The 17,371-nt window shown below is 47.5% G+C and carries 19 protein-coding genes; 4 read left to right on the top strand and 15 right to left on the bottom strand.

What is annotated here, in order from left to right; translation table 11 throughout:
- Positions 1 to 144: 144 nt before the first annotated feature.
- Complete coding sequence (gene thiL, locus BMW43_RS07245) at positions 145 to 1,149, bottom strand: thiamine-phosphate kinase (protein ID WP_091745257.1); 1,005 nt, start codon at positions 1,147 to 1,149, stop codon at positions 145 to 147.
- 292 nt (positions 1,150 to 1,441) lie between these two features.
- On the opposite strand from thiL, the gene BMW43_RS07250 reads away from it, so the two are divergent.
- Positions 1,442 to 3,001 carry a sigma 54-interacting transcriptional regulator gene (locus BMW43_RS07250; protein ID WP_091745259.1) on the top strand — a complete coding sequence of 520 codons (1,560 nt, stop codon included), beginning with the start codon at positions 1,442 to 1,444 and terminating at the stop codon, positions 2,999 to 3,001.
- Positions 3,002 to 3,077: 76 nt separating this feature from the next.
- Here the strand turns inward: BMW43_RS07250 and BMW43_RS07255 are convergent, their stop codons facing one another.
- The 14 genes from BMW43_RS07255 to BMW43_RS21045 all read right to left on the bottom strand — a co-directional run bounded on the left by BMW43_RS07255 (position 3,078) and on the right by BMW43_RS21045 (position 14,013).
- Complete coding sequence (locus BMW43_RS07255; protein WP_091745261.1) at positions 3,078 to 3,671, bottom strand: GerMN domain-containing protein; 594 nt, start codon at positions 3,669 to 3,671, stop codon at positions 3,078 to 3,080.
- Between the two features lies 1 nt (position 3,672).
- Entirely contained in the window at positions 3,673 to 4,803 is a 1,131-nt protein-coding gene (locus BMW43_RS07260) for an N-acetylmuramoyl-L-alanine amidase (RefSeq protein WP_245732255.1), read from the bottom strand.
- 421 nt (positions 4,804 to 5,224) lie between these two features.
- Positions 5,225 to 5,452, bottom strand: a complete 228-nt coding sequence (locus BMW43_RS07265) for a DUF3006 domain-containing protein (RefSeq protein WP_245732256.1) — start codon at positions 5,450 to 5,452, stop codon at positions 5,225 to 5,227.
- Between the two features lie 2 nt (positions 5,453 to 5,454).
- Positions 5,455 to 6,339 (bottom strand): ComEC/Rec2 family competence protein, encoded by an 885-nt coding sequence (locus tag BMW43_RS07270; protein WP_091745265.1) that lies wholly within the window; start codon positions 6,337 to 6,339, stop codon positions 5,455 to 5,457.
- 191 nt (positions 6,340 to 6,530) lie between these two features.
- A complete protein-coding gene (locus tag BMW43_RS07275) occupies positions 6,531 to 6,881 on the bottom strand; it encodes a type II toxin-antitoxin system PemK/MazF family toxin (protein WP_091745267.1) in 351 nt (116 codons plus the stop codon).
- Between the two features lie 3 nt (positions 6,882 to 6,884).
- A complete protein-coding gene (locus BMW43_RS07280; protein ID WP_223191584.1) occupies positions 6,885 to 7,157 on the bottom strand; it encodes a CopG family ribbon-helix-helix protein in 273 nt (90 codons plus the stop codon).
- A 200-nt stretch (positions 7,158 to 7,357) separates the two neighbouring features.
- A complete protein-coding gene (locus BMW43_RS21500) occupies positions 7,358 to 8,365 on the bottom strand; it encodes an NAD(P)H-hydrate dehydratase (RefSeq protein WP_245732257.1) in 1,008 nt (335 codons plus the stop codon).
- A 60-nt stretch (positions 8,366 to 8,425) separates the two neighbouring features.
- Positions 8,426 to 8,935, bottom strand: a complete 510-nt coding sequence (locus tag BMW43_RS21505) for an NAD(P)H-hydrate epimerase (RefSeq protein ID WP_245732258.1) — start codon at positions 8,933 to 8,935, stop codon at positions 8,426 to 8,428.
- Positions 8,932 to 9,315: a holo-ACP synthase gene (acpS, locus tag BMW43_RS07290; protein WP_091745269.1), complete on the bottom strand. Its 384-nt coding sequence runs from the start codon at positions 9,313 to 9,315 to the stop codon at positions 8,932 to 8,934. Before acpS ends, BMW43_RS21505 begins: the two co-directional genes overlap by 4 nt.
- Positions 9,316 to 9,455: 140 nt before the next feature.
- Entirely contained in the window at positions 9,456 to 10,211 is a 756-nt protein-coding gene (gene motB, locus BMW43_RS07295) for a flagellar motor protein MotB (RefSeq protein ID WP_091745271.1), read from the bottom strand.
- A complete protein-coding gene (gene motA / locus BMW43_RS07300; protein ID WP_091745273.1) occupies positions 10,204 to 10,992 on the bottom strand; it encodes a flagellar motor stator protein MotA in 789 nt (262 codons plus the stop codon). The genes motB and motA overlap by 8 nt, the downstream gene beginning before the upstream one ends.
- A 408-nt stretch (positions 10,993 to 11,400) precedes the next feature.
- On the bottom strand, positions 11,401 to 12,429 hold the full coding sequence (gene splB / locus BMW43_RS07310; protein WP_091745277.1) for a spore photoproduct lyase: 1,029 nt from the start codon (positions 12,427 to 12,429) through the stop codon (positions 11,401 to 11,403).
- Between the two features lie 83 nt (positions 12,430 to 12,512).
- Positions 12,513 to 13,562 (bottom strand): [FeFe] hydrogenase H-cluster radical SAM maturase HydE, encoded by a 1,050-nt coding sequence (gene hydE / locus BMW43_RS07315; protein ID WP_091745279.1) that lies wholly within the window; start codon positions 13,560 to 13,562, stop codon positions 12,513 to 12,515.
- A gap of 310 nt (positions 13,563 to 13,872) precedes the next feature.
- The gene (locus BMW43_RS21045; protein ID WP_177173496.1) at positions 13,873 to 14,013 is read right to left on the bottom strand and encodes a hypothetical protein; all 141 of its coding nucleotides are present in this window, start codon (positions 14,011 to 14,013) and stop codon (positions 13,873 to 13,875) included.
- 248 nt (positions 14,014 to 14,261) lie between these two features.
- Here BMW43_RS21045 and BMW43_RS07320 point away from each other — a divergent pair, with 248 nt between their 5' ends.
- The 3 genes from BMW43_RS07320 to BMW43_RS07330 all read left to right on the top strand — a co-directional run bounded on the left by BMW43_RS07320 (position 14,262) and on the right by BMW43_RS07330 (position 17,176).
- A complete protein-coding gene (locus BMW43_RS07320) occupies positions 14,262 to 14,951 on the top strand; it encodes a response regulator transcription factor (RefSeq protein WP_091745281.1) in 690 nt (229 codons plus the stop codon).
- Positions 14,929 to 16,191 carry a sensor histidine kinase gene (locus tag BMW43_RS07325; RefSeq protein WP_245732259.1) on the top strand — a complete coding sequence of 421 codons (1,263 nt, stop codon included), beginning with the start codon at positions 14,929 to 14,931 and terminating at the stop codon, positions 16,189 to 16,191. Before BMW43_RS07320 ends, BMW43_RS07325 begins: the two co-directional genes overlap by 23 nt.
- A 298-nt stretch (positions 16,192 to 16,489) precedes the next feature.
- Complete coding sequence (locus BMW43_RS07330) at positions 16,490 to 17,176, top strand: response regulator transcription factor (RefSeq protein ID WP_091745339.1); 687 nt, start codon at positions 16,490 to 16,492, stop codon at positions 17,174 to 17,176.
- Positions 17,177 to 17,371 lie beyond the last annotated feature (195 nt).

Consider the following 17,371-nt stretch of genomic DNA (forward strand, 5'->3'; position numbering starts at 1 on the left):
AGTGTAAATTAATTTGCGTTTTTTTGTAAGGCAAGTCGGAGGAGGCTTGCCTGTCGACTATAGGTAAACCATCAACAACGAAGCCTTTACGGTAAAACTCCGTAAAGACGTTGTAATTTCAGAGTTGGTAGCGCAGCCCGCCATCTACCGAAAATGATTGTAGCCACGCGCTACGAGCGGCTGTTCCTCGCCCGTCTCATTGATCAAAATCACCCCGGTATGGGGTTTGGTCACCTCACCAATCGGGGTAACGGCTACACCTAAATCAGTTGCCTGCAATTCCCGCCATTTGCCTTTTTCCATGGTAAATACAAGTTGATAATCTTCCCCGCCGTACAGCGCATAGTCGAGAGGAGTCTTATGAAATAAAGCGGCAGCAGCCTTTAGTTCGTCAGACAGCGGTATTTGCCCGGCAAAAAGCCGTATCCCTACCTGACTGGCAGCGGCAATCTCATTAATCTCACTCGCCAGACCGTCACTGATATCATTCAGGCTGGAAGCGCCGGCAAGCCCCAATAATTTTCCGGCCTTTACCTGCGGTCGCGGCGTCAGGTGCGCAGTTACCAGCGGCCAGGCAAAATCATGGTCTTCCCAGTCGCCGGTCAGCAGCAAGTCTAAGCCGCCGCTGGAATTGCCCAGTTTCCCGGTAACAGCTACAATCTCCCCGGGATTGGCGCCGGATCGCCGCACAATATTACCCGGTTCCACTTCACCCATGGCTGCTACGTTGATAACAATACCGCCGGAAGTAGCCACCGTATCGCCGCCGACAATGTTCACTCCAAACTCACGGCAGATTTCTTTCATTCCTTCATATAGATTAACAACAAAATCCGGTGAAACCTGCTTATTGATCGCCAGTGAAACCAGCACGTGCCTGGGAGTCCCGCCCATAGCGGCAATATCGCTAAGATTGACCGCAATGGCTTTATAGCCGAGTTGCCAGGGAGTCGTCGTCCGAAGATCAAAGTGAACGCTTTCCACCAGCATATCTGTTGTCAATAGTTGGAGCTGCCTTGGCGCAGGCAGAACAACGGCCGCATCATCACCTATCCCGGTAATGACACAGCCCGGATTTTGGATGGTATCTTGTTTGATTAAATCAATCAGACCAAATTCGCCAATTTCCTCGATTTTGTGTGTTGTCATAAAAAAACAAACCCCGCCATGTATTTTTTATCTGAGTTACTAACAATACATTGATAACGTAGTTAGTGGCAATGTGTTTTCATCTGGTTTACTTCTTGCCAGATATCAGCATTTCCTGCATTATTAGTATGCCACTTCACAGAAAAAATTTGTGAGAAATAAAAAAGGAAATCGTACCGGCCGCGCCTAACATTATTAAATCATCTGATCGGTGCAGGCCAATACCTTGCGTCACACTTATCATATTTTAAAAAATCCGACATATTTGTCTTTATCAGCCTAAGGAGGAACCATGAAAAGTCTATGCCTGAAAATCCCCAATGTGGACCGGATTGGGTTAATCAAAGATATCTCCTGTATTTTGGCCGAACGCCAGATCAACATTCTTTCGATGGAAGTAAAACCAAACACTGTCTTCTTAGAAATTAATCTGTTGACAGAAGATGACAAATTCTACATCTTTCAAACGATTAGAGCCATTTCTCAGGTAATTGATGTCCAGGAAATTGATTTAATGCCCTATCAGGAAAAAGCCGAACAGCTTAAAGCGGTATTAGGCTCGGTTAGTGACGGAATCATCGCGGTCGATCCCCAGGGAAATATAACGCAGCATAACCCGGCCGCCGAAAAGATCACCCATCTGACCGCAGACCAATTAGTCAAAAGCTCATTGGACAGCCTGTTTCCGTCCAGTATCGTTCCCTTGCGGACTTTGCTGCAAACGGGAACAGGTTACGATAACTGTGAAGTGATCAATATCCTTACACAAAGCCATTACCTGACCAGCGGCCGCCCTATCATGGACGGCAACGGGCGAATTATCGGCGCTGTCGCCATTTTGAAGGACATCAGCGATGTCCGGGACCTGGTCTATACGGTAACAGGCCAGTCCTCCTTTTCCTTTGGCGATATTCTTTATACCAGCAAAGCCATGCAGCGGGTAGCGACACTGGCAAAAACCATTGCCCAGGGAGATTCAACGGTATTAATCCGCGGCGAAACCGGCACGGGTAAAGAACTGTTTGCCAAGGCCATCCACGACACTTCGGCCCGCGCTAAGGAATTATTCGTACCGCTCAACTGCGCCGCCATTCCGGATACTTTATTGGAAACCGAACTGTTCGGCTACAAGGACGGTGCCTTCACCGGTTCGGCCAAAGGCGGAAAAAAAGGACTCTTTGAGTTTGCCGATAGGGGAACTATCTTCCTGGATGAAATTGGTGAATTATCCACCTCTCTGCAGGCTAAACTATTGCGGGTATTACAAGAGGGAAAAATACGCCGCATTGGCGACACCCTGGAAATACCGGTCAATGTTCGTGTTTTAGCAGCTACTAACCGCAACCTGGAAGAAATGATTCAGCAGGGAAAATTCCGCGAAGATCTGTATTATCGCATCAATGTCATTCCATTGTTTATTCCGCCGCTTAAAGCCAGACGCGACGATATTCCTTTACTGTCCCAGCTGTTTCTTCGCCGTTACGCCGCCAGACTGCACAAGCCGGTTACCGCTATCAGTGAAAGCTCTTTGCAGAAGCTGATGGAATATCACTGGCCCGGCAATATCCGTGAGCTGGAAAACGTCATTGAACGGGCCGTTAATCTGGTCACAGGCAGCATTCTGCTCAACGAACACATTATCTTTGATCACGATTACTCGCCAACACCGCTGGAGACCGTTCTGCCGGAATGTGCCCTGGATGAAATACTGGATAAAGTGGAACGGGACGTACTTATAAAGGCCTTAACACAGCACCGGACCCTCCGGCAGCTCGGCAAGGCGCTTTCCCTCTCTCACACGGCTGTGCTAAAGAAACTGCGTAAGCATGGTCTCAGCATCGTAAAAAAGTAACCCTTGCGGGCAACATCAGCCGTCTGCCTGCATATTAGGAGGGAGCATGCATAAGCATGCTCCCTCCCTTTAACCGCTATCGTTTGATGATATCCTCTGACCGGCCCAAAGGCTGGCTTAAATCCAAATGTCCGGAAATCGTATCGATAGGCTTTCCCTCCACCAGAATACGAACCTTTTGAATCTCGGGAAACTCGGTCAATGTATCGACAATCGCACCAACAATTAAAATTTCAGAAGCAGACCCACCGCGGTTATCTTTTATCAGCTTATCCGTAAAATCCGGATAGGCAATGTGGTCTTTGACGGTTATGGAACGAAGCTTTGTCCCTGCCGGGATCACGGCTGTCAGTTCCTTATTTTTCGTACCGGCCAACAATAACTCTAACGCTGTTTGAGCCGGGTGTGTACTCTGCGGCACCGTATGCACCTCGGGAACCAGATGCTCCGCATCCTTGCTGGCGTGATAAATAGTCAGCCGCATGGTTCCGGCCTGCACCTGTCCGTTCGGGCCAGTTGCCTGACCGGCGGATTTTTCAGTCTGCGACTGTTCCACACCGGAAGAAGTTTCTGGCGGCACCGTCTGCTGAGAGCAACCGGCAAGCAAGCCCAAGCATAAGAGACTGATAAAAAGAATTTTTAGGCGGCCACTGCAACGTAGGGGCTTCATCTTATTGCCCACCTCCTTTAACGGCTGCCTGAGCAAAGAAACGTCCTAAGCCATTTACAAGCCCTTGCGCCGCCTCCTGTTGAAACTGAGGTGTATTCATCAATTTTTCCTCTTGAGGATTAGAGATAAACCCTAACTCAACCAGGGATGCCGGCATAACCGTATTTTTCAAAACATAAAAATTGGCCTGATGAATGCCACGATCGCCAAAACCGCCGAAAATAGACGTCACCAGATTGTCCTGCAAGCTGTCCGCTAATAGCGTGTCGTAGTCGGTCTTAGGGTAATAATAACTGGCGATACCTCCCACACTGGGATCGGTAAAGGCGTTGATATGTATACTGATAAACACATCGGCTTTATTATTATTGCCCACATTCGCCCGTGCGCCCAGTTCGTCCACCGCACTGGCATTAGGTCCAAAAACGTCTTTATCCGCCTGCCTGGTCATAATTACCTTGGCTCCCGCTTGTTCCAATAACAGCTTGGTTTTTTGCGCTACGGCCAGCGTAATGGTTTTCTCCTGCGTATTACTGCCAATAGCTCCCGGATCAGTCCCACCGTGACCGGGATCAAGGGCAATCACCTTGTTTTTCAGCCCCGGCGTAAACGAAAAGGACGGTACCGGCACAGGCTTGTTGATATCCACTACAATCCGGTGTGTTTTATTGGCCTGGGCATCACTTTTTAAAGTAAATACTTTATAATCGGAAGCGCCGAGAGCAGCCGGTAAAGCAATCACAATCCGGCTAGTCTGACTGTTAATGGCCTGGACACTCATTTGCCGGGCGATAGCTCCATCCAAAGTCAGACTTTTACTTATTTTTCCCGCTGTAGCACCTTGTACATCCACAATCAATTGAGGACTGGGAGCGCTAACCAGAGACCCTTTTGCCTCAACCGGGCCACTGGAATCGATAACCAAACGCAATTTGCTGCTACCGGTTACCGCATCATTGTGGACGGCAAAACGCACATTCAGCAATTCTGCCGCCTGGCGTATGACATTACCGTTCAACGGAGAACCTGCAATAGCCGGAGCAGCCTGGGAAACGTTCAACTCAGCCGCCAGCGCCATATGCGACAGCAGCAACATCATGATCAAAAACGCGAAAAGCAACTTGCGCTGCACCCTCAACCCTCCCATAGTACGACATATATGGGTAATCTTCGCGTTTTTCTAAAAAAATCCTGCATAAGAAACGACAAACTTTACGTCTGAACATTATTTACCAACAAACCGAAAAAAATAAGATCATCACTGCCGCTATGGGTGGCATGAGTGACATGGGAGGTATGGGCGGCATGCTGTAAGGCCTTCGTCAACTCTCCTAGGGCTTGTTTGTAAAATATCCGAAACGCCTCCTAACGGTGCTTTTTATGCCATACTTCGTTAACATGTTTTGAAATAGGGGCCGCTATTCCTGCAACATGTTGCCTCGTCTGGCACAAAAATCACTCGCCATGAAGCATTCCGTTAATTTACAAACAAACCCTAGTAATAATCGGATAAAATTACCAATATTTTATCCCACTAAAAGAACGCTCCAGGCCTACTCGTCTTGATTTTCCGCTAGCAGTGCTTTTAACAATGCTTCACCGGCAGTCCGGGCCTCTTGGGTGGCCTGTGGATCAAAAGTCACCGCTATATCAAAAATATCGCCTTCCCGAACCTTATCGGGAAAAAGAGCGCAGGGCCAAACAACCTGTATCTCTTCATCTCCCAGCAATAAAACGGCCTTATCTCCTTCCAGACGATCAACAACAGCTTTGATACGCATTGTCAGTTTCTCTCCTTGCTTATAGAATACCCCTGGCCATCAGTTCTTATTTCTACCGTACCATCCTTATCGGTGCGGTAAATCTTGATTTTCATTGCCTGATATTTTTTTAAGGTAGACGGATGGGGATGGTGATATTCATTACCCTCGCCTGCCGAAATCACAGCAGCTTCCGGTGCCACCTTGGCCAAAAAGTCTTCCGATGAGGAAGTATTGCTGCCGTGATGCCCACTCTTTAATACGGTACTTTTCAATTGACCGGAAAATTCATTTACCATAACCGCTTCTGCTTCCTGTTCCGCGTCACCGGTAAGCAGCATAGAAAAATTCCCATAGATAAGTTTAGCCACAATAGAGTTGTTATTCAGTGCAGCCTTGCCTTCTAACAGCGGCTTGGGCGGAGAAAGTATCTGCAGCACCGCGCCACCGCCAAGTTCGATTTTGTCACCGCCAGTCATAACTGCAAAAGGAATTTTTTTCTTTTTTATTGTAGTCAAATACTGCCGGTACAAAGAAGTTGTTGTGGTCTGCCCACTATCGTAGGTTTGTTTTACCGGAAAATTATCAAAAACAGCCTTCATCCCTCCCAAGTGGTCGGCATGGGGATGGGTAATAATCACTTTATCCAATTCCTGAATTCCTTGTTTTTTTATGTATGCCACCAGTTTATCCCTGGCTGGAACATCCCCACTGTCAACGAGAACTGTCTCGCCGTTGGTCCGGATTAAAATAGCATCTCCCTGACCGACGTCAATCACATCCACCACCAGCTCACCAGCCTTTGAAACAACCGGCCGTTCGGCACAGCCAAACAGAAATATCGCCGACAGCAATATCATGACCAGCACAGAAAATACTTTGACAGGTTGTTTATAGCTTAGCTGCATAATCTACCTCTTTGCGTAATCCCCTTAAACTTAGTTATTTTACGAAAATTTTCCCGCCTGCGTCGTTGTCATCGCCTGACATAGATCAGCTATACGCGGCTCCTTCGCCTAGTAGTGCGAAAGAGCTTTAAATTTCAATCCGGAAAATTAAAAATAGGCAGTCGCCCGCCTATCCCCTGCTTGCCATACTTTTAAATTTGAACCAGTCCCAGACTCACCCGCACAGCATCATCAATCTGAGTCATAATATCCTCTGTCAGATGTGTCACTTTCTCTTTCAGCCGCCGTTTATCAATCGTACGCATCTGCTCCAGCAAAATAACCGAATCTTTTTCCAAATTGTATTGTTTGGCGCTGATTTCCACATGAGTCGGCAGCTTCGCCTTGGAAATTTGCGAAGTAATAGCTGCAACAATAACGGTAGGACTGTATTTATTACCAACATCATTTTGAATTACTAAAACAGGGCGGTGTCCCCCCTGTTCCGAACCAACAACCGGGCTTAAATTGGCATAATAAATGTCCCCACGCTTTACGATCATATATTATTCACGCTCCGCCAACAGGGTGGGCATTTCAAACATATCCGTATCAATTAGCAGTCCCTCTTCCGCCAAGGACAAATTAATAACGGCCATTTCCTGATATCCCTTGCGCATCATGTCACGAATAGCCTGCTTTTTACGATCTTCAATATACCGCTTCATCGCTTCGCGCACAAACTGGCTACGGCTTAATTTCTCCATGGCGATGATACCGTCAACTTCCTGGAGCAAGCTATTGGGAATACTTATCATAATACGTTTTAATTCGGCCACACCTTCACCCCCGCCAGTCTATACATGGCTTGCTATAATTAATTATATATATTTATATACTAAAGTCAACTTATATATATACCTTCAGAATTAACTATACCATGATTAAGTATGCATTAGCAACAAACAAATTATGCCTACTATTGCCATGGGAATATAGCTAAAAATCGAAATTTCTCTCCCCGGTACTTTATCTGACATCAACCGTCACTTTTTCGGCATGTAGCCCCGGCTGTCTGCAGTTGCGCCAGAACAGCGGGCAGCGTCTTAAGCAGGTCGCCTGCCAGCAGGCCCGCCATTCCATTTGCAGCAGCCAAATCACCGGCCAGCCCCTGAAGATATACCCCGCATAAAGCCGCATCACAGCCCGAAAGGCCCTGGGCCAGCAAACCGGCAATCACACCGGTCAGCACATCGCCGCTTCCGGCAGTCGCCATACCGGCATTACCTGTGGTATTAACAAAAATTTCGCCACCGGGGAGGGCAATTAAGGTAGGCGCTCCCTTTAAAACAACAATGGACTGCCATTCATTTGCCGCCATCTTGGCTACATCCAGCCTATTTTCATTAATATCGGCAACTGTCAGTCCGGTTAACCGGGCCATTTCCCCGGCATGAGGCGTTAACACCGGCATGTGCTTCGCCTTGCCTAACAGCCCGGTATGATCCTGTAAAGCATACAGCGCGTCGGCATCCAGCACTAATGGAACCTGTGACTTTTCAACAATTTCCCGCACCAGCGCCAGCGTCTCCGCCTGACGGCCAAGGCCAGGGCCAACCGCCAGTACCTGGCTGGCCGCCGCCTCGTGCTCAATAATCCCCCAGGCGGCTAAACCGATAGCACCATCGGCGGATTCCGGCAGCGGCCTGGTCATTACTTCGGTCACTTTTACTTCCATAATAGAATTAAGGCTTGCGGCAATTCCCAGGGTGACCAGACCGGCACCAGACCGCAAGGCCGCCGTAGTACACAAAGCGGCGGCACCGGTAAGACCGGTTGAACCGGCGACTGCCCATACACGGCCGCAGTCGCCTTTATAAGCATCCGGCCGCCGCTCGGGGAGACGCCGGCTTATGTCACGCTGCGTAAGCACCGCCAGCTTCAGGGCCGGTGTCTCCAGAAGCGCTGCCGGCAGACCGATATCGGCGACCGTCCATTTCCCGGCACAAGCCGCGCCCGGATACAGCAAAAGCCCCGGTTTGGGCAAGCCGAAAGTAACCGTATAATCAGCCCTTACCGCGCAAGCACCGATCTGTCCGGTATCAGCCTAAACCCCGGACGGAATATCTACGGCCACAATCGTTTTCCCCGCATGATTGATCAGCTCCACTGCCTGAGCCATGGCACCGGTAATATCACGGCCATAGCCGGTCCCTAGGAGCGCATCTACCAGACAGTCGGCAAAAGCGACCCCGATTTTCACTTTATCCCAGTCCCGTATCCCGGTAACTTCGATTACATCCACGCCCATCCGGATAAGAATCTCCAGTTGTATAGCCGCATCACCCTGAACGGCGTCGCGCGCCGCCAATAAAAAGACTTTAATTTTAGCACCCCGGTTGCTTAGATGACGGGCTGCAACAAAACCATCACCACCGTTCTTTCCTTTACCGGCAAAAATACAAATCTTTTTATCAGATACACCATCCATGATTGTCTCAATCTCCCGGACCACCGCCACTCCGGCATTTTCCATAAGTACAATGCCGGGAATTCCATAATTCTGCGCCGCCTGCTCATCCAGGCGGCGCATTTCTTCCGCCATAGCCGCCTTCATCTGTCGTCTCTCCCCCATAGGATCGCTTGTGCCGCCGCATACTCCCGCGCATGTGTTAATGAAATATGGATTTCTCCTACCCGTTGAGTTTCTGCTAACCGGGCAAAGGAACCGTGAAGCCGAACCAACGGACGCCCTCCCTCAGCCGGAATAACCTCAATATCTGTCCAGTTACCACCTGCCAGACCTGTACCGAAGGCCTTCATGACAGCTTCCTTGGCGGCAAAACGCGCCGCATAGGAAGAAGGCCGCTGCACACCCCGGCTTTCACAATACGCCTGCTCCTCCGGCGTAAAAACTCTTCTAATAAAACTTTCCCGGCCGATAGCCGTTCGGATTCTCCCTATTTCAATGATATCAATACCCGTACCCAAAATCATGTTTGTCACCTCACTCTGCATTATAGCCTTTATACCACCTGCTTGCCAAGTCCGGCTACAACAGCCACGGCATAAGAAAACCTTGCATAGCTATCTATATGCAAGGTTCACTGACAGGTTATTTCTCCGTGCTTTATTTTTTACATTTTATAATTTCTTACGATCAGCACTTCCACCCGGCGGTTTTTAATCCGCCCTTCTTCCGTATCATTAGTGGACAGGGGACGAAATTCCCCATACCCAATTGCACTGAACCGAGCCGGTGACAATTTTTCCTGGGCTAAGAGAAATTTGACAAAATTAACGGCCCGTTTCGCACTGAGATCCCAGTTGGAAGGAAACTCGCCGGTATGAATCGGTATATTATCGGTATGGCCGGAAACGACAATCTTCTGGGAAAGCGGCATCAACATCTTGGCAATTTCCGCCCCCATACGACGCGATTCAGGCACCAGATCAGCGCTGCCCGACAGAAAAAGCGCATTATCCTTAATCCGTAGCACTAAACCCTCGTCAGTAATTACCGTTTGCAATTCCGAGGTCAAGCCATTGTCCTGTATGTACTGATCCAACAGTTTTTTCACCTGAGTAAGCTGGGCACTCTCCTGCATATAAGCTTGCTCTTTGGCCGATTTTGCCGATTGATCATCTTCACCGGACTGTGCTTGCTGACTGGCCGTATCAACTCTGACACTATCCAGAATAGCCGGGCTGCCACTGCCAAAGGCCGCACTCATCGACTGGGCGATCTGTTCAAACTTTTTCTGGTCAATCTGCGAAGAGGCAAACAATACGATAAACACGGCCAGCAATAAAGTTAACAAGTCAGCATAAGGAATCAGCCAGGTTTCATCCATATGTTCTTCATGATGCTGTTCATGTTTCTTCTTAGCCATTTCTCTCCTCCGAAGGCTTTAACAGCGCTCTCTGACCTTGCGGTATGAACACCATCAATTTTGCCTCAATCGCGGTAGGGGAATCACCGGCTTGCAAGGATAAAATTCCCTCAATCATCATTTTTTTATTTTCCACTTCAATTTTCGACATCATTTTTAGCTTATTGGCAAACGGATGCCAGAGTACATAGCCGGTGAAAATACCAAGCATTGTCGCGATAAAAGCAGCCGCGATTGAATGACCCAGCTTATCAATATCGTTTAAATTGCCCAAAGCAGCAATCAAGCCTACAACGGCTCCCAGCACCCCAAGCGTCGGTGCATAACTACCGGCCTGCGAAAATATCAAGGCGCCGGTCCGGTGCCGCTCCTCCATACCATGTACCTCGGCATCCAGCACGTCACCGACAAAGTCAGGATCAAGTCCGTCAATAACCATGGACAACCCGTTGCGCAAAAAAGGATCGGGAATTTCGGTTACGCGGTTTTCCAGCGCCAGAATCCCTTCCCGTCTGGCCGTTTGCGACAATTCCACAAACAGTTTTAACAACTCATCTTTAGGAAATTGCGGCGGCTGCCTAAACAGCATTTTAATCAACGTGGGGAACTTTTTTACATCATTAAGAGGAAAAGCATTAAAAATACAGGCAATGGTACCTACGATGATAATTAAAAAGGCAGCAGGGTTATTTAATGCCGTCAAACTGGCTCCCTTTAACACCATGCCTACAAAAACGGCTATTAAACCTAACACTATTCCTATTGCTGTCGACTTTTCCAAGATTCGGCCTCCTAACCCAAAATAAAACTTACAAATACATCATTGTTCCTGCGCCCATCTTCCACCGTATTGTTAGAATCTCAGGAATACGCTGCCGGCAAACCAAATGGCGCATTTCCGGCCGCTATAAGGATTTTGTTTTCGCCGGAGTGCATCAAACACAGCTGAAAAAACGCTTTACTGACCGGATAAGAATCGCTCGGGCTGCTGCCGGGTCCTTCCCGGCAGCAGGGCAGCTTGGGTCGCTTTACCGATGTCGACATGATCGAACATACGAAAACCTCACGCAACTTGCCAACAGATCCATCCGGTCAACGCTGCCTATTCATAATTTCTACCTGTAAAAATTCTTTTTTTTTTTTAATAATCCTGCTAAAAGTCGACACTTTTCAATACTTTATCTATAATTTACACAAAGTATTCGATCGCCGCTGCCGGAAACCGTCGCTGCAGTTCCTCTGTCAGGAAGTCTTTCAGTTCTTTCTGTTCTTCTTTTGGGTAAACATATTTACCGTAGCCAAACTGTCCATACTTAAACATCCGCTCCGTTTCATCGAGCGGCAACTGCGTGTGAGGATATAAGTCCAGGATATTATTTTTCGCCCGTTTGGTAAACCGGTGCGTAATGATTTCAAACGTCAGATCGGGGGCGACTGCCACTTTAGTCATTTCTTGCTGCAACAAGGCAATGACAGCTTGATATTGCTGCTGCCAATCGGGAAACTTAAATACCGGCGCAAGAATAAACCCCAGCGGATAGCCTGCCCTGGCAACATCCCGGGCTGCCGCTACCCGTTCTAACAGTCCCGGAGTGCCATGTTCAAACTGCTGCAGGACCGATGTAGCGTTAATGCTGAATCGAAAGCGGGTATGTCCCGCATGTTTGACCGACAACAGAGAGGCAACATCGGTAAATTTCGTGACAAATCGAAACCGCCCCCATGGTTGTTCACCAAAAAAAGCGATGGTCCGGCGTAGTAGTCCGGTTAGATGTTCCGTCGGGATAGGATCAGAAACGGCGGCTCCCTCAAAAATAGTAATGGCCGGTGCCCGTTCTTCCATATACCGTTTGGCCCGGGCCAGAATATCTTCAATATTTACATATACTCTTATATAGGGCTTTTTCCCCAGGGTAGTCGCCAAATAACAATATTCACACATGCCGGGACAACTGGTATTCAGCGGCAGCTGGTAATGCGCCGAGGGCTTGCAGGTAACAAAGTCGGCGCTTTTTCGCACACCGACAACCAACGTTTGCTTGGCTTCCCGGAAAGCTTCCTGGGTCGAGTTTCCCGGGATTCCGGTCACCCGGTTATGAGAACCGGTCAATTTAATCGGTATATCCATTTGGCGAAACCGTTCGTACATTTCCTGGCCCAGTGGATAGTCCAATGCTTGCGGCTCAAAGAATACCCTTTTCGGAATAAAATCTTTCATAGTCTTCATCCTTTCCTGCAAAATTGCCGTTTGTTAGAACGGCTGTTATTATTGCCTCATAGTATGAGAAAAACCTGGGACAGTTATAACTGTCCCAGGTTTTTTCCGCTGCGAAAACCCGCATGCTGCGCTATGGTTCTGTTGATGGCCGCAATCTTGCCGCCGATACATTGGCGGCAGTGCGCCGGCGTATCATTAATGCAGATCTTACCGGGATACAACATATATAGCTGCCGGTATTCTCCTTCTGTCACGTTAGGCATGACCACGTTGGCCCCACTCTGCAGGGCAATTGTTCTGCCCTGCTTGTTCAGTGTCTCCATGGCTGTGGTAGCCGGAATATTGCTGTCAGGCAATAACAGTCTGGTAATGGCCATCACTTTCAGCGCCAGTTCAAAGGTGCCGCCCGCCGCTGCCCGCAGCGGCGTAGCCGGATTGGGAATAAACGGCCCCAGCCCTATCATATCGGCATCTATTGCTTTAAAAAACAAAATATCCTCGGCCAGAGATTCCTGTGATTGCCCCGGTAACCCCACCATGATACCTGTACCGACCTCATAACCCAAGTCCCGCAAGTCCCGCAAGCAGCGCAGCCGGTTGGCCAAACTCATTCCGGGATGCAATTGATCATATACCTGCCGGTCTGTCGTTTCAATCCTGAGCAGATAGCGGTCTGCACCGGCCTCTCGATAAGCCCTGTATTCCTCCCGCGTTTTTTCACCCAGGCTAAGTGTTAAGGCCAAACCCAAATCCTTGATTCCGTAAATTACGGTTTGCAGCCTTTCCACCGTATAATAGACATCCTCACCAGACTGCAAAACAACAGTTTTATAACCGTAACTCTTTGCTTTAGCCGCCAACTCGATGACGGCTTCAGGTTCTAGCCGATACCGTTTAATATCTTGATTATCGCGGCGCAACCCGCAATACAAACAATTTTGCTTACATATATTAGAAAACTCAATCAAGCCGCGTAAATGTACTTCATCGCCCACATACCGCTGCCGAATCCGGTCAGCCACACCAAATAATTCGGCGTCATCCACACGGTTGGCAAGCAAGGCAACGATCTCCGCTTTTTCCAGTTGATGCAAGCGTTCCGCCCTGATTAGAATTTCAGTTATATCCGACAAATCAATTACCTGCCTTTTACATACGGAATTTAAAGCCATCTCAGGGAACCATTAATTTACTGACCACACCAGATCGGCAAGGATCTTTCGTCTGGCAAGAAAGAAAAACCGCCGGACCAGCCGCGCTCTTGCAAATTTTCCCGACACAGTCAGGCGGAAAAATCCGTCGTGATGCGTGCTGCGAATAAATCAATATTTCTCTAATTTTTTATTCTATTTTCCCTTTTAGAATTCCTTTTTTATCTCACTATCTATTCAGCACATTTTGACAGTAAGAAGCCTGCTTCGGTTATCTAAGCAGGCTTCTTACCTATTTATCCGGATTAAGTTCTCCCTGGCCATTTGCGGCTTTTGCCAGGACGTCTTGCTCCCGTTTTAGCGCATTGCGCACGATTGATCCTACTTTTTGCTCTTCACCGTCCATTTGCTTGTCCGGCTTATCCTCGCGCATACTCATCCCTCCTTTAACGTTTATTGTTCGTCAGCCGTTCGCAGATCATACACCACTTTGCCGCAAGTTTTTTACTATTTATCCATAAAACGTATATTCCGGCAGCGATCTACACATTTTTTCTAATTATCTTTGACTTTTCTTTGAAAAACAAATGCATTTCAAAGAAATTTCTAATAAAATATAGGATGTAAAATAATCCAGGGACGGACAATTTTCTACAGGGCTGTGTTATAAAGGAGTTCAACATGAGAATATTGTTAGTCGAGGATGAAAGGAAGCTGCTTGAATCATTATCTTATCTGCTGAAAAAAAATGGCTATCTGGTTGATACGGCACAAGATGGCGAAACGGGGATTGAAAAGGCCTCGTCCGGTATGTATGAAGTACTCATTCTGGATCGCATGCTGCCCGGAATGGACGGTGTTTCCCTTTTGCGCGAAATTCGCAGCATGGGGCTGGATACGCCGGTCATCTTTTTGACAGCAAGGGACAACGCTGAGGACCGGGTCGAAGGCTTGGATGCCGGTGCGGACGATTATCTAATCAAACCCTTCTTTGCCGATGAACTCTTGGCACGCCTCCGGGCGTTAACCCGCCGGAAAACCAAGACCATGGTAGGCGACTGCCTGCAGACAGCCAATCTGCTTTTTTATCCGCTGCGCTGTGAAGTATTCAAAGACAGCACATCCATTCATCTGACCACCAAGGAATCACAGTTATTAGAACTCTTAATGATCAATCAGGGACAAGTTATTACCAAGGAACGCATTATGGAAAAGGTCTGGGGGTATAATTCGGAAATCGAAATTAACAACGTGGATCTTTATATCCACTATCTAAGAAAAAAATTAGCAACAGACTGCATTCGGACGGTACGGGGCGTTGGCTATTTTTTAAAGGATGACAAGCAATATGTTTCAGCAACTGCGCTTTAAACTCATCCTGATCAATGTTGCCATCATCTTTCTTATTTTTGCGGGACTGAACACAGGCACTTATTATTTTATCCAGTCCGATATGATTCATCGGGCCGAAATGGGTTCACGCAAACTAATGGAAGATATAAAATCCGGTAACCCGCTGCCCTTGTTTCTTACATCCCCTGCCGCCTCCCCCTCCATGCCTTCCCCACCACCGGAATTCTTCCGTAATGTCTTTTATGTAAAAACAGATAACGGGGGCAGCATTACCACTAAACCGTCTGACCGGTTTTCCGAACCGGGACATGTGGAACAATTGGTTCAAAAAATTTTGGACCAGGCTGAACCGGAAGGCACTGTTGCCTTTGAAGAAACCAGTTATTATTATTTGAAATCTTCCTTACCCAACCAGAACGGAACAGTGATCGTAATGGAAGACCTGGAACACGCCAAACATATGCTGCATCAGTTGTTGACAGCATTAAGCATTGCCGGTGTGCTCTGTCTGGCGCTTGCCTTTTTCAGCAGCGCTTACATGGCCGACAAGGCCATGCAGCCTATCAAACATGCGCTACAGCAACAAAAGGACTTCTTGTCCGACGCCTCCCATGAACTCCGGACACCGCTGGCCGTGATGCAGACCAATCTGGATATTGTACTGGACAGTCCCCAGGAACTAGTCGCCGATCAGCAAAAATGGCTGAACAACATTCAGGAAGAAACGACTCAAATGACCAAGCTGATTAACTCACTGCTGTTCCTGGCCCGGGTGGATTCCCATGAACAGCGTCTGGAGCAGCAAACCTTTGATCTCAGTCTGGCTATTGTGCAAACCGTGGAATCCTTTAAACCATTAGCGCTCACCAGGGGAATTTTGCTGCAAGTTATTGCCGATCAGCCGCTGCCGGTAAAAGGCGATGAAGACAAAATCAAACAGGTTGTCGGGATTCTGGTAGATAATGCCCTGCGCCATTCGCCAAATACGGGAAAAATTATTGTAGAACTAAGAAAAAACAACCGCATGGCTTCACTTGCCGTAACCGATTACGGCGAAGGCATTCCACCCGAATATTTGAATAAAATCTTTAACCGGTTCTTCCAGGTAGATCCTTCACGCTCCAAAGGGGGAACCGGCTTGGGACTGGCCATTGCCAAATGGATCGTCGACAGCCACGGCGGTTCCATCCAGGCCGATAGTAAACTTGGTTTACAGACAACGTTTACGGTTCGCCTGCCCTTGTGTAAAGGCGTATGACAATAAAAATTATCAGGGTTTAGCCTGATACATATATGTCTGTGATCTCTTTGGGAGAAGCCGGTTCAGGATATACACCAATTTCCTGCGCCGGCTTCTCTTCTTGCTGTCTGCTCGCCTTAAACGGCCAACCATTAAGGATAATCAAGCTTTCATCTTAAAAAAAAATTATATTTTAATATTTTTTGACAATATCTGTCGTTTCTAAACGAAAAACAAAGATTCATATAGGAAAATAATACTAGAAACCCAGGGAGGGGAAAACTTCACAAGGCTGTGCTTGCAAAGGATGTTTCATATGCGTTTATTATTAGTAGAAGATGAAGTAAAATTGAGCGAAGCACTATCCCATTTGTTAAAGAAAAACAACTTTATTGTCGATACCGCCGAAGACGGAGAAAAAGGCTTAGACATGGCTTGTACCGGAATTTATGATGTAATTATTTTGGATCGCATGCTGCCCCAACTGGATGGCTTAGCTCTGTTAAAAGAGTTTCGTGAGCTTGGCTATGATACGCCGGTGCTCTTTCTGACTGCCAAAAGTTCCCCGGAGGACCGGGCTCAAGGCCTCAATGCCGGTGCCGACGATTATTTGGTTAAACCGTTTTTTGCGGTAGAACTGGTAGCGAGGCTGAAGGCACTGACGCGCCGCAAAAGCAAAGACCTGGTCAAAAGCACTTTGGTTATCGGCAACTTAATTTTCGATTCTGTCCGGGGACAGGTTATCAAGAATAATGAAAAAATCCATCTGACCGTAAAAGAATCGCAATTGCTCGAACTCTTAATCCGCAACTCCGGCCAAGTAGTTACGAAAGAACGGATTATGCAAAAAATTTGGGGCTACAATTCCGATACCGGCATGGAAACCATTAATCTTTATATTCACTATCTGCGCAAAAAATTAGATTTACCTGACATAAAAACGGTACGTGGCGTCGGTTATTATCTACAGAACAGTTCCGTTACAGCAAAAGCCGCACAATAATCTCTTCCTTCGACGCTTTTCGCAGGCAGCTTACCAAAGCTGCCTGCATTTTTTGTAAAAGATTATCTTAATCTTAAAAAACTAAATAAAAACTAAATAATTCCATGCGAAAACATAAATAGATTAACAGAAAGGAGGCTTTTTAAGCACTTCAGCATGTTAACCTGCCGGAAAATAAGGAATAACCTTATGCCG

It is taken from the genome of Propionispora vibrioides (assembly GCF_900110485.1).
GTDB classification, from domain to species: domain Bacteria; phylum Bacillota; class Negativicutes; order Propionisporales; family Propionisporaceae; genus Propionispora; species Propionispora vibrioides.

What these genes read in the sequence shown, in the direction of transcription:
- motB (WP_091745271.1), bottom strand. Translation starts at nt 10,211, where the DNA reads ATGGCTAAGAAGAAACATGAACAGCATCATGAAGAACATATGGATGAA.
- BMW43_RS21045 (WP_177173496.1), bottom strand. Translation starts at nt 14,013, where the DNA reads ATGCGCGAGGATAAGCCGGACAAGCAAATGGACGGTGAAGAGCAAAAA.
- acpS (WP_091745269.1), bottom strand. Translation starts at nt 9,315, where the DNA reads ATGATTTTGGGTACGGGTATTGATATCATTGAAATAGGGAGAATCCGA.
- BMW43_RS07250 (WP_091745259.1), top strand. Translation starts at nt 1,442, where the DNA reads ATGAAAAGTCTATGCCTGAAAATCCCCAATGTGGACCGGATTGGGTTA.
- splB (WP_091745277.1), bottom strand. Translation starts at nt 12,429, where the DNA reads ATGAAAGATTTTATTCCGAAAAGGGTATTCTTTGAGCCGCAAGCATTG.
- BMW43_RS07255 (WP_091745261.1), bottom strand. Translation starts at nt 3,671, where the DNA reads ATGAAGCCCCTACGTTGCAGTGGCCGCCTAAAAATTCTTTTTATCAGT.
- thiL (WP_091745257.1), bottom strand. Translation starts at nt 1,149, where the DNA reads ATGACAACACACAAAATCGAGGAAATTGGCGAATTTGGTCTGATTGAT.
- BMW43_RS21505 (WP_245732258.1), bottom strand. Translation starts at nt 8,935, where the DNA reads ATGAAGGCGGCTATGGCGGAAGAAATGCGCCGCCTGGATGAGCAGGCG.
- BMW43_RS07320 (WP_091745281.1), top strand. Translation starts at nt 14,262, where the DNA reads ATGAGAATATTGTTAGTCGAGGATGAAAGGAAGCTGCTTGAATCATTA.
- BMW43_RS07270 (WP_091745265.1), bottom strand. Translation starts at nt 6,339, where the DNA reads ATGCAGCTAAGCTATAAACAACCTGTCAAAGTATTTTCTGTGCTGGTC.
- BMW43_RS07275 (WP_091745267.1), bottom strand. Translation starts at nt 6,881, where the DNA reads ATGATCGTAAAGCGTGGGGACATTTATTATGCCAATTTAAGCCCGGTT.
- BMW43_RS07265 (WP_245732256.1), bottom strand. Translation starts at nt 5,452, where the DNA reads ATGCGTATCAAAGCTGTTGTTGATCGTCTGGAAGGAGATAAGGCCGTT.
- BMW43_RS07330 (WP_091745339.1), top strand. Translation starts at nt 16,490, where the DNA reads ATGCGTTTATTATTAGTAGAAGATGAAGTAAAATTGAGCGAAGCACTA.
- BMW43_RS07325 (WP_245732259.1), top strand. Translation starts at nt 14,929, where the DNA reads ATGTTTCAGCAACTGCGCTTTAAACTCATCCTGATCAATGTTGCCATC.